We start from the raw sequence: 15,813 nt of genomic DNA on the forward strand, positions 1-15,813 counted from the left end.
GGGGAGCGATAGGCATCGTGGAAATAACGAAATTATATCCAATCGCGGCGGCGGAACCAGACCAGCATCCCCAGGCTGATAAGCAAGCACACCAGCCAGAACACCGGATAGCTCCAGGGCCAGCGGTTTTCCGGGATCGGCATATTCATCCCATAAACCCCGGCGATGAAAGTGAGCGGCATGAAGATGGTGCTAATGACCGTGAGCACCTTCATGATTTCGTTCATGCGATTGGACATGACCGACATATAGGTTTCGGTGAGGGCGGCGGCGATTTCGTGGTAGGTTTCATTGAGGTCGATGATCTGCACGCAATGGTCGTAAATATCGCGGAAATAGGTCAGCGTGGTTTCCGATAGGCATTCATGCCGTTCCCGTAGCAATTGGGCGATCATTTCCCGCATCGGCCAGATCGCCCGTCTTAATAGCAGCAAGCCCCGCTTCACCGAATGGGTTTTTTGCAGGGTGAAATGGTCCGGGTCTTCCAGTAATTCATCCTCGGTTTCGTCGATACGGTCGGAATAATATTCGAGGAAGGGGAAATAACTATCGACGATGGCATCGAGCAAGGAATAGCACAGGAAACTGGCCTCGGCTTCGCGTATCCTGGAGCCTGGGGCTTCGAGGCGGCGGTAGATCGGTTCGAATACGCCGCCGGGGGTTTCCTGGAAACTCAAAAGCGTGGTGCGGCCCAGGAATAGGCTGATTTGTTCGTCGTGCAGTTTGCCGTTCAGCATATGGACCACGCGGGCCACGATGAACAAGCGCCCCGGCGCTTCGCCATGGCCGGGATAATCCTCCACCTTGGGGCGTTGGGCACCGGAGGAGACATCCTCTATCGCCAGGGGGTGCAACTGGTATTTCTCGGCGAAGGGGCGCAGGTTTTCCGTCCGGTGGGGGCCCGAGATATTGATCCAGCGCACCCGCGCCCAAACGGGCCGGTGCTGGGCCAGGAAACCGGGAATATCGACGATGTCCCGGCATTCCATGCGCTCCGGGCAATAATCGACGCAGATCACGCGCAGCGCGGATTCGGCGGCGGGTTCGGCGGCCGGGACCGGCGCGGCGGGGATTTCCGCTTTGGACGGGCGCAGGGAGGGCATCAGCCGCAACATGCGCCCGCTGGGGGAAAAATGGGCGCGGGGCGATTTATCTTCCGCCGTCCGGGGCCGTTTGGTTTTTTTACGTTTCATATCGGGGTCCGCTTCCTATCGGGTGGGGCATGTTATCCCATGGTGGCATGGTCCCGTGTATCGGTGGGGTGGGCCGAGCCTTTAAAATATCAGCCTTTGCTTATCGGGATGCATCCATGATCGATCCGTTTTTCCCCCGGGGGATAGCGCATTACCTAGGGGGTGGCCTCGCGATTGGCGGTGCCGTCGGGTTGCTTTATCTCGCCACCGGATTGGTGGGCGGGATGAGCACGCTGTTCAGCGCCGCTTGGTCCTATGTGTCGCGCCAAGCCCATTTCCAGGGCGAACATCTGCGGGCTAGCCGGGTTTGGCGCTTGGTCTATGCCGCCGGCCTGATCCTGGGGGCCCTGGTTTATCTGGCCTTCACCGGCGGGTCCTTTTCCACGGGCGTGGAGGCGTGGCGTTTGTTCGTCGGCGGCTTGTTGATCGGCTTCGGGGCGCGGTTGGCGAATGGCTGCACGGCGGGGCATGGCATTTGCGGGCTGGCCGCTTTGCAATGGCCGTCCTTGGTGGCGGTGTTGGTGTTCCTGGGCACGGCCATCGCCGTGGCCCAGGTGTTCCACGGTTTGGGGGTGGTTCCATGAAGGCGGCGTCTTTGGGCGTGGTGTTGGGGTGTGGTGCCTTGTTTGGTTTGGGCTTGGCGGTGTCGGGCATGGTCAGGCCGGAGGTGGTGCTGGATTTCCTGCTGTTCCGGGATTTGGGCCTGCTCTTGGTGTTGGGCGGCGCGGTGGGGGTGGCCTTGGTGTTTTATCAACTCGCGCCGCGCCTGTTGCAAAAGCCCTTGCTGGAGCCGCGATTCGGGCGGCATCCTTCCCGGCCCGGTGCCAGGACCTGGATCGGCGCGGCGCTGTTCGGGGCGGGTTGGGGCTTGTGCGGGGTGTGTCCCGGTCCCGCCATCGCGGGTTTGGGGGTGGGCAACATGCCGTTATTGATCGCCCTGGCCGGTATTTTCATTGGTGCCTATGTACAGGGGCGCTGGTTTCCGGGAGATTGACCGGGACCGGTCCGCGCCGGGGCCGGACCATCCGCGCCGCCAGCAAGCCGCATAAGACTAAGGCATAAAGCCCCGGCACGGTGATATCGCGTTTCACCAACCACAGGTAATGCAACACCGCCGCCAGGGCGCAAAGATAGGCCAGCCGGTGCAGCCGCCGCCAAGGGCGTCCGCCCAAGCGCCGCATCATGCCATCGGTCGAGGTCGCCGCCAGCGGCACCATCAAAGCGAAGCCCAGGCAGCCCGCCGCGATGAAGGGCCGCTTGCCGATATCGGCCAGCATCCCGGCCCAATCGAAGAACTGCTCGAACACCAGGTAGGCCGCGCCATGCAGGCAGGCATAGAAGAACGCGAACAGCCCCAGCATCCGCCGCGGGCGGCCCAGGCCATGCCAGCCGGTGAGCCTGCGCAGCGGCGTGATGGCGAGGGTGGCGAACAGCAGGTTGAGGGTCCACAGGCCGGTGGTGGCGGTGATGGCGGCGACCGGATCGGCCCCGAGGCCGCCGGTGAGGGCGCCCACCGTCAAGCGGAGCGCCGGGATCGAACAAGCCAGGAACAGGAGGATGCGCGGCGGCGGCGGGGATTTCATGCGGTGGCGCGCGGGGCCGCCGCTCAGTGGAAGCGGGGGGGTGGCTTCCCACCGGCCAGGATCGTCCGGCCCCTAGGAAAGCCAACCGCCGCCGGACAGGGCATGCCGTCCACGGAACCCCGCGCGGGCGGGGAAGGGTTGTTGGGCTTCATAGGTTTGCGCAATCGACGAGCCCTGGGCTAGTAGGGAATATCCAAGGTGAGCGTGCTTTGTGGGTTCAGTTTAATCTCGATTTGCCGGTTTTGTCCTAACTGGGCGGTGTTTTTCTGGACCGCCGCACCGCCCTCGAAAGAAACGTAGCCGAGTTTCCCTGGCGGAGGCGGGGGCGATAGGTTCAAAGTGGCGCTCACCGGGGCGCGGGTATTGTTGGCGACCGCGACAATCAGCTTGCCTTGGGCCTTCAACGCGCTGAGCGTAATGGCATGGGTTTGCCATTGCGGCTTGATGACCGAGGCATGGTCCGGTATCCGGGGATATAGGGTTTTGAGGGCGAAATATACCGGCTTTGGATTGCCCTGGCGGTCTATCATCCCCCAGTCTTTGTTGATGCCCCAGTTATGGTCTCCCAATTCCCAGTAAAAGAGCGCATTGGCCCCGCCATTAATCAAGGCCAGGGTATTTTGAAAAACCTCCACGGCATAATGGTCCGAATAGGAGGCCTTGATCGGCCCGGCGACCGCCGGGTCGTTGTTGGGCCGGGTGACGAAACCGTCGAATACGGTGTTTTTGGTCGAATACTCGGTGATGTATACCGGCTTTTGGGGCTGGATATTGCGGACCGCCGCGATGAAAGGGGCCAGGTTATGCGCGGCGCCGCCATATTTGCCCTCATAGGTGTGCGCGGACCAGGCCTTTAAGGCGTTCCTGCCCTCGCTGTCCAAGCCAGCCGGCCATTTATCGCCGGTTTGGGAGCCGACGCCGGGGCCGAGGATGCCGATATCGCCGAGGCCGCGCCGCTGGAGTTCTCGCTTCACCTGTTTCACGAGTTGGTTATATTGGTCGGGGGGGACGTAGGTGCTCCAATGGCCTTCCGGTTCGTTCACGATTTCGATGAAATCGGGACGGATGCCATGTGTTTCCAGATAATGCAGGGTCGAACCCCAGGCGCGGGCATAATCGTCCAGGTATTGGGGGAGCAGTTGATTGGCCTTGGGTTGCCATTCTTTGGGAGCCTGCCAGATTAAAAGCACGGTTTGTATCTGTTGGCTTTTCAGGAAATCGAACGCGGACTTGGTGGCGGGCAACCGGGTCGGGTTCTTATCGAATTGCCGGGCGATGTATCGATCCATAGCCTCCGGGCTGCTATCCACCGGGGTGGGATCGCCGGGGGTGTTCAATCCCGACGAGGCCGAGAGCCTGACATAATCGATATCGAGGTCCGCCAATACCTGCCGGCCTTTGGGAGTGAGTTCGGGCGCCCAGATTTGTGTGCCGAAACCGAGGAACTCGTGGGAAATCTGACGGGTGTCGATGGCGACGGTTTCCCGGACCTCCGGGATTTCCGGTTTCGGGTCGGCGTAGGCATCGAGGCTCAGGCACAGCAGGAGCGCCAGATAGGGTTTGCGGCGGTTTGGCATGGCGGATCCCTCCTTGGGTGGGATGGTTCGGAAACGTGGGCGCGGAACCGGCGCCCTTGGGATTGGACCGCTGCGCGGCCCGCTCCAAACGGCGGTTCCCGGTGGGACAGCGGATGCCCATAGGAAAAGGGTGCCCTTGGGTTTGGCCGGAACGCTTCCCCCTAGAACAACGGCTCCCGGTAGAACATCATGATATTGCCGATCAGGAACATCGCCACGATGCCGATGAAACCGGCGATGCTGCCTTCGGCGTAGGCCTCGCCCTGGGCCGCGCCTTCCGTTGGGGCGAGGCGCAGTTCCAACCAGCGCCCGCTCGCCATCAACACGGCCAATAGGCCCATGGTGGTGTGGGTGGACTGGATCAGGAATTCGCTCTTCAGCTCGAATTCGGCATGGGCGTGGGTCAGGAGCAGGATACCGCCGAACGCGCACAGGATCGGGAACATGTAGCGCATCCTGGGGTCGCCGTGCCGGGTGCGGGCGCGGAGTTCCAACACGCCCAGCACGAAGGCCAACAAGGTGGCGATGCGGTGCTGGAACACCTCGCCATTGCTGAAGGTGCTTTCCCAGAAGCCGATGGGGCCGAGCGGCCAGGTTTCGGCGTCGCTGCGGAAGAACAGGAAGATGCTCAGCCCCACGAAGCCGATGGGCCAGTAGTTCGCCCATTGGAAACCCGGCCCCCGGATGTAGGACAGCATCGCCATCAAGCCCATGGTGGCGAGGAACAAGCCGGCCACGTTGTGGTTGTAGTCCGACCATTCGGTGGCGGCGACCGAGGGCACTTTGTTGACCACGGCGACCCGGCCCGCTTCCCCGGCCAGTAGCGCCTCGTGGCTGGGCGAATGGATTTTGGGGAGCCGCGGGGTGAACATCTGCGCCACTTCGGGGAGGGTGGCGGTGAGTTCGGGATTGCCCGCGATATCCTCCGACGGCGGTTGCGAGGACAGGGTGGCGGCGATGAACAGCACGCCGACCAGCACGAAGGCTTCGGCCTCGATGTAGTACGGCACTTTGCGGTTCAAGGTGTCGCCGTCGCCTTGCTCCTTCCAGCGCTTGCCCGCCCGGTTGTTGATATAGGCGAAGCACAGCGCCACGCCCAGCAGGAAAATCTTGGTCAACACCAGGCTGCCATAGCCCGTCCCGAACAAGCCTTGCCAGGACGCCACGAAGGCCAGGGCCAAGGGCAATCCGGTCAAGATCAGCAGAACCACCGAACTCAAGCCCAAGGCCCCGAAACGCACGATGGCGCTGGGCCAGAGGGCTTTGGCCTCGGGGTCGTGCCTGCCGAGATGCCACAGCGCCAACAACTGCGCCACCCCGCCGAACCAGACGGCGGCGGCGAATTGGTGCAGGAGGGTCATCAGCATCAAAGGTTCACGCATCTCGAAGCGCCCGACCGCGTGGACCAGCCAAGCCCCGGCGATGACCAGGGGCGCGGTGCAGAGCGCGAGGTAATCCCACAGCCGCCGCTCGGTCGGCCTCAGCAGCAATTGCCCCCCCAGGTAGGCGATGCCCAGCGCCAGCAGGAAACGCATCAGCCCCGCTTGGAATTGCACCGTGCCCACGTAGGCATCGACCGGCAATTCCCCCAGCACGCCCCATAGCACCATGCCCTTGATGAGCAGCTTGCTGCCCTGCATGGCGGCGAGGGCGATGGCCCCGAAGCGCAGCACCCAGGCGGCGCGGCGGACGATGGCCGGGCCGGCGGCGGGTTGGGGCGACCAGACCTTGAGGATGACGATGCTCCACAGGAGGCTGCCCACCACCAACGCATAGCCGATGAGGATAAGCCCGCCCAGGAAGTCGTCGATGAAATTGGCCAAACCTTGCATGTACATGGAATGGCCCCCTTATTCCGCGACGTGGAAGCGGATGGCGTTTTCCGTGAGATGGCCGTCGGCGGCGAACACCTTGTACTTGATGGCGTAGTCGCCGGGGTCGAGCGCGGGGAGCTTGATATGGAGTTCGCCGGGTTTCTTGCCCTTGGAGATTTCCACCGGGTGGTAGACATCGCCCGCGCTGACCAGGAACACCCGCGACAGTTTCAGTTCCACGTTGGAATTGAAGAACAGGGCCACGGTGGCGGCATGGTGCGGCTTGATGGGTTCCTTGGTGAGCGAGGATTCGGTGACCACGGCGTGGGCGTGGGCGGTGTTGACACCGACGAGACCGAGGAGGGCGGCCAGGGCTAGGGTGGGGAGGGTTTTGTGGTGGTGTGGCATGGGGTGGATATTGGTTGGGTGAAATATTGGGGGGATTAAGTTGCTTCCGGTCTATTTTTCTGTTGTTTGCTTGTACAGTATTGAAAATATTCCTAATAGCGAAGCCAAAAACATGAATCCCCCGGAAATGGTCGCGAAATTATCGTCTTTGGTGCCTAGGAGCCCTGGCTTAAGCACGGATGTGGAGGGATTCTTAGGGTCATAATAAACTTTGGGGTTCGATCCAATAGGATAGGCGGCCACCAAATTTTGCAAAGAACTTTTATCCCTGCTGTAGGCTTGAGTAAAAGCTATCGTATCGCCGATATATTGTTCGCTATCTACCGAATATTGGAATTTGACTATGGCTTGGTATTGCCCGACGCCGCTTGCCATCACGACATCGGAGTAGAGTATCTCACCGTCAACACTCGGCCAGCTTAATGATTGCCAAGCCTGTTTGATGTTTCCATGCCCAGAGAGCAGGAGAATAATTCCTAGAAACGCAGTGAAAGCGGGTAAAAGCAAAAGCGACTTAGTTGGCGGACATGGGCGCATTTTTATTTGCTTTTCGATCATTTCCGGTCTTTCCGCAGTTTCTGGACGTGGGCTACCACTTCATCCATGGAATTCTAGGAACTTGCCTTGGAAATCGGTAAATTTCTCGGCTTCGGCGGTTTCGGGTATCTGTTTGAATAAAATAATGACTTCCGCCTCGCAGCCAATGGGGGCTTCCGGTATGGTTAAGCGAATTTCATGGTTGGCATCTATAGAGATTGCGCGTTTGATGGCGTGCATTATGGGCTTCTAATAGAGGCTTGTTGCTATGGTTGTCCAAAGATATAAAAGCTATTCCCTTCGTTCAGCGCATCCTACCTATTCAAGCCCCCGCCTTCTGCTTCAACGCATGGCTAATCAGATTCTTCCCCAAATCCTTGATCGCCCCGCCCACTTCCTGGGTATCGCCGATGACTTGGTCCATGGCCCGGAGTATCCAATCCCGGTCTTTTTCGGTGACGACCAGGGGCGGCAGGAACTTCACCACGTTCATGCCATGGCCCGCCACCTGGCTGAGTATCCGGTGGTTCTTGAACAGCGGGATGGTGATGGTTTGACTGAACAGCCCCTTGTTGGCGGCTTCCAGCCCGGCGAAGGCGGCTTTGCGCAGCAGGCCGTCGGGCGAGCCGAATTCCACCGCGATCATCAACCCCTTGCCGCGCACCTGCTTGAGGAAATCGTATTTCGGGATCATGGCCCGCATGCCCTCCACGATCTCGCCGCCGATCTTGGCGGCGTTCTCCACCAACTTCTCCTCTTCGATCACCTTGAGCGTGGCGAGGCCCGCCGCCATCGCCATATTGTTCTTGGAGAAGGTCGAGCCATGCACCACGGCGCGGTCCATGCGGTTGAATACCGCGTCCATGATCCGCGCCGTCATGGCGACCGCGCCCACCGGCACGAAACCGCCCGACAGCGCCTTCGCCATCAGGATCATGTCGGGTTCCACACCCCAATGCTCGACCGCCCAGAATTTCCCGGTGCGGCCCAGCCCGGTCTGGACCTCGTCGGCCACGAGCAAGGTGCCGTATTTGCGGCACAGCTTGGCGGCTTCCGGCAGGTAGCTATCGGAGGGGATGTTCACGCCCTTGCCCTGTACCGGCTCGAAGATGAAGGCCGCCACGTCCTGGTTTTTCAGGGCGTTTTCCAGCGCGGGTAGGTTGTCGAACGGCACCGCCACGCAGCCCGGCAGCAAGGGACCGAAGCCTTCGCGGAACACCTCCTCGCCGTTCAAGGACAAAGCGCCCAGGGTCAGACCGTGGAAGCCATGCTCGCAATAGACGATCTTCTCGCGCTGGGTGGTGTAGCGGGCGAATTTGATCGCAGCTTCGTTGGCTTCCGCGCCGGAGTTGCAGAAGAACATCTTGCTCAGGTTGGGCGGGCAATGCTTCAGCAGGGCTTCGGCCAAGAGGCCGCTCAGCAGCGACACGTCCATCTGCACCAAATCCGGCAATTCGGCGTCCAGCACGTCCCGGAGCGCCTGCACCACTTCCGGGTGGTTGCGGCCCAGGGCGAACACGCCGAAGCCGCTCAGAAGATCAAGGTATTCGTTGCCCTGGTTGTCGTAGAGATAGGGACCGCTGGCGCGGGTGTAGACCCGGTCGTAGCCGATGGTTTTCAGCACCCGCACCATCTGGGTGTTGAGGTGGGCATCGTGCAAATCGAAATTCTTGCCGGGGTGGGTTTGGAGTAAATCCTTGATGTAGCTGGACATGGCCGAAGTCGAGAAGATATTGAAATGATTGGGATTTTACACGATCAATGGGTGCGCGGCAGGCGCAGGGTGCTGAACGCGGGCAAGACCACCAGGGCGCACACCAGGGTCAGCAACAAGCCGATGGCGAGCAACATCCCCATGCTGGCGGTGCCCGCGTGGTGGGTGAAGGCGAGGCTGGAAAAACTGAACACCGTGGTCAGCGAGCCATACAAGACGCCCCGCGCCTCGCTGCTGCTCAACAGGTTGTCCTCGCTGGAGCGGAGATAGTGCAGCCGGTGGGCCATGTGGATGCCGCTGTCCACGCCCAGCCCGAACAGCAAGGGCAGGGCGATGATATTGGCGAAATTGAACGGCACGCCCACCAGCACCGTCATGGCGGCGGTGAACAGCGAGGCCAGCAGCAAGGGCAGCAACACCAGCAAGGTATCCTTGATATTCCGCAGCACGATCAGGAGGATGACCGTGGTCAGGGCGAAGGCGATGGCGAACGCCTGCTGGAAGGCGACGATGACCTCGTTCATCGATTCCAGATAGGTCACGGGCAGGTCGGTGACATCGGGATCGACCTTTTGCGCGTCCAGGATGAATTCCCTTAGATTGTCGAGGTCGTTCAAGTCCTTTTTGGGGAAGATTTGCAAGCGGTAGAGTCCATCGGCGCTGATCCAGCGCTCCACCAAATCCTTGGGCAGGGATTCCAGGGTGATGGGCTGGGCGTCCAGGCTTTTCCGCAGATTGGCGATGATGGGTGGCAGCGGGTCGAGGAGGCTGCTCTGTAGGCGGTCCAGCAGGGCTTGGCGCGCCGCGGGCGTGGTTTCCAGTTGGGCGCGGAACGTGTTGAGTGCTTGATCCAAGGGACCGAGCACGCCATCGTCCCCGCTCGCGGCCAGCCGTTCTTGGACGGCACGATGGAATTGTTCCACCGCCGCCACCGTCGCTCCGCCCGGTTTGGGTCCGGTGAAGCTTTCCAACTGCGGACCCATGACCAGGGCGAGGTCGGACAGGATCGCCAGCTTGTCCTCCTGCTCGCCCGGCACCAGATCGAAGATGTTCATCACCCGGTCCACCGTGGGCAGGCGCTCGAAGCGGGCTTTGCGGGTTTGGGCCTCTTCGGCGTTCGGGGCCAGGGACGCCAGGGTCATGGGCGTGGTGTCCTGCGATTGCAGCAGGTATTTGAAGGTCTTCACCGATTCTGTGCTTTGGTCCCGGAGGTTCAAGGGATTGAAATCCACCTGTACCTGGAACACCAGGCCCAACGCCCCGAGTCCCAGTAGGATCGTCACGATCCGCACTTGCTTGGCATAGCGCAAAGGCCAGTTCGAGGAAAAGGCCGGGGGTTTTTGGCGGGTCTTGGCGGTTTTGAGCTTGGGTTTGGGGTGGATGGGCATGACCCGCATCAGGGCCGGCAACACGGTGAAGGTGGTCGCCAGGGCGATGAACATGCTGGTGCCGGCGATGACGCCGAGTTCCGCCACCCCGGAATACTTGGTCGGGATGAAGGCGAACAAGCCCAATGCCCCGGTGATGGCGCTCAGCACCAGGGACGAGCCGGTCGAGGTCAGGGTGCCGTGCAAGGCATCGCGGTCGGTCTGGCCGCGCAGGATCAATTCCCGGTAGCGTAGGCAGAAATGCGAGGAATAGGCGTCGCCCATGCCGATGAACAGCACCGCGAAGCCGATGGAGATGAGGTTCAACTGGCCGATGGCGGCGGTGGCGAAACCCAGCGAGAAAATCAGCCCCATGGTCAGGGTCAGCGTGGTGGCGAACATCAGCTTGAACGAGCGGTAGGCGAACCACAGCGTCAGGCTGACCAGCACCAACGAAGCCAGCCCCGCGCCGCCCATCCCGAGGCCGATGGTCTGCATTTCCTCGTGTTCCAGCACCACCTCGCCGGTCTTATGCACCACCACGCCGGCCAGTTCGCCCTGGACGGTGGCGGCGACGATCCTATCGACGGCGGCGATGGCCTTTTCGGCGGGCTGCATCTCCGAGAAATTCAGGATCGGCGTGGCGATGATGAAGCGTTTGGTGATGCCCAGCCCGGAGTTGCGGCTGCTCATCAATTGCTGCCAGGACACCTGGTAGGGCCGGCCCGCCGCCACCGCCGCCACCGCCTCGCGGACCTTGTGCAACAACGGCTTGAGGTCCAGGTCGAGGTCGTGCTGGTCGCCCTCGGTCAGGGCTTGGCCGACGATGCCGAACAAGCCCCGCAAGGTGTTGTCCTCGGCGATGCGCCCGATGAAGGGCTGGGCCTGGGCCAGTTGGGCGGCGAGGGACTCAAGCTCTTGGGGACTCAGGTACAAAAGGCCGTTGCGGGCGAAGAATTCGCCGTCGTCCGGGACGTAGACCGCCGAGAAATCGGCCCGGTCGGCCCGCAGGGCATCGCCGATCCGTTCCACGGCGGTCTGGGTGTCCTCCGGCGTCTGACCCTCGACCAAGAGGAGGATGGTATTCACATCCTGTGGGAAGGCGGTTTCCAAACGGATGCGGTTCCTCTGGAACGGCACGTCGGTGGCGATCATGTCGGCGGTGTTGGTGTTGACCGATAGGTTCTCCACCGTGTACCACAGGCTCAGTCCGCAAGCGGCCACGAAGAACAGGATCACCAGCCAGGGGTGGCTCATGACATGGGTTTCCCAGCCGTGGATCAGGCGGAGCAGGAAACGGGAGGCGAGCTTGGTCATTTAAAAATCCGGGTTCGGGGTCGGGAAGCAAAAATCCGCGCCGGAATGGGCCTTGGCGGCGCGGAGCGCTTGTAGGGCGGACTCGAAGGCCCGGCCCAGCGCCACCAGTTGCGGGACTTGGCCGGGATGGACCAGGGTATAGGCCAACAGCCACAGCAGGCGGACCTCGCCGCGCCGGTTCAGGGCGAAGGTCACGGCCTTGGGCATGTCCAGGGTCCAGTGGTCGGCGATGGCGCGTACCACCAGGAACGGCAGGCCGTGTTCCCGCGCCACCCGCGCCAGCGCCGCGCTTTCCATGTCCACCGCCGTGGCCTGGGTGGCGGCGCGTAGCGCTTGCTTGGCTGCGACGGTGGCGACCACGTGGGCGCTTTCGGCGAGGAGGTCGGTGCTGGTGCTGAGCTTTTTGTCCAGGGCCCAGGCGAAGCGCTCGTGCCAAGCGGGGTCGGGCGCGAATCGTTCGCCGTCCGCGCCCAGCAGGGTTTGGGGGATCACCAAATATCCCGGTTGCAGCCCCGGAACCAGCGCCCCGGCGCAGCCCCAACTCATCAAGCCGGAAACGCCCTGTTGGACCAGCCGGAGGGCGGCGCGGCGGGCGTGGTCGGGACCGGCCCCCGAGGCGATCAAATGATGGCCGTCCCCGGTGCGCACCAAGCGGCCGCAACCGGGTTTGAAGCGGCGCAGGCTCTGGGCCTCGTCGGGCAGGGCGACCAGGACGCCGATGGGGTTGTGCGGGGGCTTGGGTCGGGCGCGGAGCTTCTTCATGGTGCGGGCAGCGTTTTTTCTGGGGTCTTCCCGGCTTGGGCCGTGCCACGGGCCGAAACATTCCGGGCCGGATTTCCAAACGGATGCTTGGAAAGCCCGGCCCGGCGCGTTCGGACTAACACGTGGATCGGACGGGGCGGGCCACGGCCCGTCCCGTCGCGGTTCAGCCCCGTTCGTTGCGATACCGCGCCAAGGCCCATAGCGGGAAGAACTTATCGTAGCCGTGATATTTCAGATAGAACACCTTGGGGAAACCGGGGGCGTTGAAATAGGGATCGTGCCAAAAGCCATCCGCGCCCTGGGTCCGCAATAGATAATCCACGCCCGCCGCCACCTCGGGCGAATCGGCCTCGCCCGCCGCCATCAGGGCCAGCAAGGCCAGGGCGGTATGGAAGGCCATGCTGTATTCGAAACGGCCCCGCTTGTCCTCGCCGGGATCGTGATAGGTGAGGTTGTCCTCGCCCCAACTGCCGTCGGGCCGCTGCACGCTCTTGAGCCAGGCGGCGGCGCGGCGCATGGCGGGGTCGTCCTTGGACATGCCCGCTGCCTCGAAACCCACCAGCACCGACCAGGTGCCATAGATATAGTTGGTGCCCCAGCGTCCGAACCAGGAACCATCGGCTTCCTGTTCCTGGCGGAGATAGGCGATTCCGGCGTCGATCACCGGCTGGAATTCGGCCCGGCGCTGTTTGTCGCTGGCCAGGAACATCACGCAGCGTCCGCTCACGTCGGCGGTGGGCGGATCGAGCAAAGCGCCATGGTCGGCGAACGGGATGTTGTTCAGGTAGTAATAGGTGTTGTCGGCGTCGAACGCGCCCCAACCGCCGTTCTCCGAGGCCATGCCCGCGATCCAGTTGCCGGCCCGGCGCAGGACTTCCTGGTGTTCCGGGCCATGGCCTTGCAGGATGGCCTGGGCCACCACGGCGGAATCGTCCACATCCGGATAATAGGTGTTGTCGAACTGGAAGGCCCAGCCGCCGCCTTCGACATTGGGACGGCGTATCCGCCAATCGCCTGGATGGTCGGTGAGCTGTTTGCTCGCCAGCCAGCGCAGCCCGGCCTTCACGGCCATTTCGGTGCGGATGTCGCGGTCGTATTTGTTGGCCTCTTGCAGGGCGAGGCTGGACAAGCCGGTATCCCAGATCGGCGAAACGCAGGGCTGGCAATACGCATGGTCGTCCTTGAACACCAACAGCCGGTCGATGGATTCCTTGGCGATGCGGCGGTATTCATGCTCGGGCGGATAGCCCAGCAAATCCAGGGCTTCGTAGGCGTTGACCATGGCCGGGAAAATCGCGCCCAGGCCATCGACGCCGTTGAGGCGCTCGACGAACCAGTCCAAGGCCTTTTGGGTGGCTTTTTGGCGCAGGGCTTTGGGGATCAGGGGTTCCAGCCTGAAGCCCACCCGTTCCAAGGCCAGGATCACCTTGCCCAGCGGGGTTTTGACATGGGAGAAATAATCGCGCTCTTGTTCCGGGTCCACGGTGAAGAGTTCGCGCACGCCGATCTTGAGCGGATTGCGGGCCTTCACCTTGTGGCTGCACAGGATGAACAAGGGCACCATCACCGTGCGCGACCAATAGGAGACCTTGTCCAGGTGGAACGGGAACCACTTGGGCAGCAGCATGATTTCCACCGGGATGAAGGGCACGGCCCGCCACGGCACCTGCTCGAACATCGCCAGCATGATGCGGGTGAACACATTGGAATGGGCCGCGCCGCCCTGGGCCAAGACCCAATCCCGCGCCTTTTTCATGTGGGGGGCGTCGATATCGTCGCCCGCCAGCTTCAGCGCGTAATAGACCTTCACCGTGCAGCTCATGTCGCCGGGGCCGCCGGTGAACAGCGGGTAGCTGCCGTCCGCCTGCTGGTGGGCGCGGAGGTAGACGGCGATCTTGGCTTGCAAGTCCGCGTCGATCTCGTCCATGAAATGCATCATCAGGATGTATTCCGACGGGATGGTGCAATCGGCTTCCAATTCGAAGACCCAATAGCCCTCTGGATACTGTAGTGCCAGGAGCGGCTCTTTGACGCGGCGGATGGCTTGGTCCAGCGGGGTTTCGTACGGCTTGAGGAAAGCCGAATCGATAGCGGTGCTGCGGGCTGCCGGTTCTGTAAACATAGCTAAGAGATTCCCTTATTGTGGTTGGCTGCTTAGGATTCTGGGGGATGCGCCGGGAGCGAGGGCCGGTTGGGCTCCGGTGGCAACCCGGTGGTGGCGAGGGCGAAGCTGGCGTTCAACAGCGGGTTGCAGGCACGGAACAAGCGGCTGGTCAAGATGGTGGCCTTGACCGCGCGGCGGGTGATCTTGACTTCGGAGGAGGCGGCGAAATCCAAATGGCGGTTGATCTTGCGCAGGGTCAGCACCGCCATGCCCAAGGCCCATAGGCAGAATTCCCGGAGTCCGGTTTCCTGCGGTGGGATGAGCAGGGTGTAGCGCAAGGCATTGCGTAAATGGCCGCGGGCGATGCCGATCAAATCCTGGAATCCGGCGCGGAAGGCCGGGCTGTCATGGCCGGGCGCGAGTTCGCGCAGATCGTAGCCATGGGCGTCGAAGATGTTTTGCGGTAGCCAGCACACGCCCCGGCCACGGTCGTCCCACAGGTCTTTCAGGATGTTGGTCATCTGCAAGCCCTGGCCGAAGGAGACGGCGAGTTCCATCATGGCGGCGCGGTGGGCGGCGATCGCGGGCGAATAATGGCAGAACAAGCGGGTCAGCATTTCCCCGACCACGCCGGCCACGTAATAGCAATAGGCGTCCATTTCCGCCATCGTGGCGAGCCCCGCGCTCAGGTCGCGGTCCTGGAATTCGGCCATGCCCCGCGCCATGATCTCGACGCAACAGGCGAGGGCGTCCTGCTGTTCTTCCGCGAAGCCGTGGGTGATGGCGACCACCCTGGGGATCAGGCCGATCAATTCGTGTTCGGCGGGCAGGGTCTGGTCCGACAGCAGCGGGGCCAGGGCGTCGCGCAAGGCCGCGGGCGGTTCCCGGCCCCGCACCACCTGGGCGAATTGCTGGCAGAACCGGCGCTTCTGGATGGAGTCCAACGCGACCTCGTCCTCGATGGTATCGACGATCCGGCACAGCAAATAGGCGTTGGCGACCGGCTTGGCCAGGGCCGGGGGCAATTGCGGGATGGTCAGGGCGAAAGTGCGCGAGACGCCTTGCAAGAGATGGTCTTGCAGGGCGTCGTCGGATAGGGATGCGGTCCCCTGGGATAGGTCCATGGGGCGGTTAGCGCTCATGCGGGCAACGCGGCTCCGTGTGGTGTTTTTCCAACCGTTTCGGGTCTTGGGCGATCCCGGCATCGGGGCCGGGGCTTGGGCTATCGGTCTTTCCGTCAAGCGATGTTGTATTTTAACGAAAAAGAGTTGAGGAAAATACAACTAAACGCTAGCATGTTGTTCAAAGTTTGGGAATAGTTGGAGTTTCCCGGTTTCCACGACGCTGGAGCGGGGAATTCCAAGGCCCGACCAAGATTTCCGATGGCCGGCCGTGTTTCTATTACGCAACAGGACGCCATCCCCGATAGTTTCAACC

General features: G+C 62.1%; 14 protein-coding genes. 2 read left to right on the top strand and 12 right to left on the bottom strand.

Features of this window, described 5'->3' with window-relative positions; translation table 11 throughout:
* Positions 1-32: 32 nt before the first annotated feature.
* Positions 33-1,193 (bottom strand): magnesium/cobalt transporter CorA, encoded by a 1,161-nt coding sequence (gene corA, locus K5658_RS08100; RefSeq protein ID WP_221066438.1) that lies wholly within the window; start codon positions 1,191-1,193, stop codon positions 33-35.
* Positions 1,194-1,309: 116 nt separating this feature from the next.
* Here corA and K5658_RS08105 point away from each other — a divergent pair, with 116 nt between their 5' ends.
* Entirely contained in the window at positions 1,310-1,777 is a 468-nt protein-coding gene (locus K5658_RS08105; protein ID WP_221066439.1) for a YeeE/YedE family protein, read from the top strand.
* Entirely contained in the window at positions 1,774-2,187 is a 414-nt protein-coding gene (locus K5658_RS08110; protein WP_221066440.1) for a DUF6691 family protein, read from the top strand. Before K5658_RS08105 ends, K5658_RS08110 begins: the two co-directional genes overlap by 4 nt.
* Here K5658_RS08110 and K5658_RS08115 read toward each other — a convergent pair.
* From K5658_RS08115 to K5658_RS08165, 11 genes are all read right to left on the bottom strand, one after another.
* A complete protein-coding gene (locus K5658_RS08115; protein WP_221066441.1) occupies positions 2,144-2,776 on the bottom strand; it encodes a protein-methionine-sulfoxide reductase heme-binding subunit MsrQ in 633 nt (210 codons plus the stop codon). The genes K5658_RS08110 and K5658_RS08115 overlap by 44 nt on opposite strands.
* A 179-nt stretch (positions 2,777-2,955) precedes the next feature.
* A complete protein-coding gene (locus K5658_RS08120) occupies positions 2,956-4,353 on the bottom strand; it encodes a glycoside hydrolase (RefSeq protein ID WP_221066442.1) in 1,398 nt (465 codons plus the stop codon).
* A gap of 161 nt (positions 4,354-4,514) precedes the next feature.
* Positions 4,515-6,191 carry a copper resistance D family protein gene (locus K5658_RS08125; RefSeq protein ID WP_221066443.1) on the bottom strand — a complete coding sequence of 559 codons (1,677 nt, stop codon included), beginning with the start codon at positions 6,189-6,191 and terminating at the stop codon, positions 4,515-4,517.
* A 12-nt stretch (positions 6,192-6,203) separates the two neighbouring features.
* Entirely contained in the window at positions 6,204-6,575 is a 372-nt protein-coding gene (locus K5658_RS08130) for a copper resistance CopC family protein (RefSeq protein WP_221066444.1), read from the bottom strand.
* 51 nt (positions 6,576-6,626) lie between these two features.
* On the bottom strand, positions 6,627-7,133 hold the full coding sequence (locus tag K5658_RS08135) for a DUF3592 domain-containing protein (protein WP_221066445.1): 507 nt from the start codon (positions 7,131-7,133) through the stop codon (positions 6,627-6,629).
* Positions 7,134-7,172: 39 nt separating this feature from the next.
* On the bottom strand, positions 7,173-7,352 hold the full coding sequence (locus K5658_RS08140; RefSeq protein ID WP_221066446.1) for a hypothetical protein: 180 nt from the start codon (positions 7,350-7,352) through the stop codon (positions 7,173-7,175).
* Positions 7,353-7,434: 82 nt separating this feature from the next.
* Positions 7,435-8,826 carry an aspartate aminotransferase family protein gene (locus K5658_RS08145; protein WP_221066447.1) on the bottom strand — a complete coding sequence of 464 codons (1,392 nt, stop codon included), beginning with the start codon at positions 8,824-8,826 and terminating at the stop codon, positions 7,435-7,437.
* Between the two features lie 44 nt (positions 8,827-8,870).
* Complete coding sequence (locus K5658_RS08150) at positions 8,871-11,510, bottom strand: MMPL family transporter (RefSeq protein WP_221066448.1); 2,640 nt, start codon at positions 11,508-11,510, stop codon at positions 8,871-8,873.
* Positions 11,511-12,272, bottom strand: a complete 762-nt coding sequence (locus K5658_RS08155) for a phosphorylase family protein (protein WP_221066449.1) — start codon at positions 12,270-12,272, stop codon at positions 11,511-11,513.
* A gap of 163 nt (positions 12,273-12,435) precedes the next feature.
* The gene (shc, locus tag K5658_RS08160) at positions 12,436-14,394 is read right to left on the bottom strand and encodes a squalene--hopene cyclase (protein WP_221066450.1); all 1,959 of its coding nucleotides are present in this window, start codon (positions 14,392-14,394) and stop codon (positions 12,436-12,438) included.
* Between the two features lie 32 nt (positions 14,395-14,426).
* Positions 14,427-15,518 (bottom strand): phytoene/squalene synthase family protein, encoded by a 1,092-nt coding sequence (locus K5658_RS08165; protein WP_221066451.1) that lies wholly within the window; start codon positions 15,516-15,518, stop codon positions 14,427-14,429.
* Positions 15,519-15,813 lie beyond the last annotated feature (295 nt).

It is taken from the genome of Methylomagnum ishizawai (assembly GCF_019670005.1).
GTDB lineage: Bacteria > Pseudomonadota > Gammaproteobacteria > Methylococcales > Methylococcaceae > Methylomagnum > Methylomagnum ishizawai.

Excerpts from the sequence above, each read along its gene's own strand:
- corA (WP_221066438.1), bottom strand. The coding sequence starts at position 1,193 with ATGAAACGTAAAAAAACCAAACGGCCCCGGACGGCGGAAGATAAATCG.
- K5658_RS08105 (WP_221066439.1), top strand. The coding sequence starts at position 1,310 with ATGATCGATCCGTTTTTCCCCCGGGGGATAGCGCATTACCTAGGGGGT.
- K5658_RS08110 (WP_221066440.1), top strand. The coding sequence starts at position 1,774 with ATGAAGGCGGCGTCTTTGGGCGTGGTGTTGGGGTGTGGTGCCTTGTTT.
- K5658_RS08115 (WP_221066441.1), bottom strand. The coding sequence starts at position 2,776 with ATGAAATCCCCGCCGCCGCCGCGCATCCTCCTGTTCCTGGCTTGTTCG.
- K5658_RS08120 (WP_221066442.1), bottom strand. The coding sequence starts at position 4,353 with ATGCCAAACCGCCGCAAACCCTATCTGGCGCTCCTGCTGTGCCTGAGC.
- K5658_RS08125 (WP_221066443.1), bottom strand. The coding sequence starts at position 6,191 with ATGTACATGCAAGGTTTGGCCAATTTCATCGACGACTTCCTGGGCGGG.
- K5658_RS08130 (WP_221066444.1), bottom strand. The coding sequence starts at position 6,575 with ATGCCACACCACCACAAAACCCTCCCCACCCTAGCCCTGGCCGCCCTC.
- K5658_RS08135 (WP_221066445.1), bottom strand. The coding sequence starts at position 7,133 with ATGATCGAAAAGCAAATAAAAATGCGCCCATGTCCGCCAACTAAGTCG.
- K5658_RS08140 (WP_221066446.1), bottom strand. The coding sequence starts at position 7,352 with ATGCACGCCATCAAACGCGCAATCTCTATAGATGCCAACCATGAAATT.
- K5658_RS08145 (WP_221066447.1), bottom strand. The coding sequence starts at position 8,826 with ATGTCCAGCTACATCAAGGATTTACTCCAAACCCACCCCGGCAAGAAT.
- K5658_RS08150 (WP_221066448.1), bottom strand. The coding sequence starts at position 11,510 with ATGACCAAGCTCGCCTCCCGTTTCCTGCTCCGCCTGATCCACGGCTGG.
- K5658_RS08155 (WP_221066449.1), bottom strand. The coding sequence starts at position 12,272 with ATGAAGAAGCTCCGCGCCCGACCCAAGCCCCCGCACAACCCCATCGGC.
- shc (WP_221066450.1), bottom strand. The coding sequence starts at position 14,394 with ATGTTTACAGAACCGGCAGCCCGCAGCACCGCTATCGATTCGGCTTTC.
- K5658_RS08165 (WP_221066451.1), bottom strand. The coding sequence starts at position 15,518 with ATGAGCGCTAACCGCCCCATGGACCTATCCCAGGGGACCGCATCCCTA.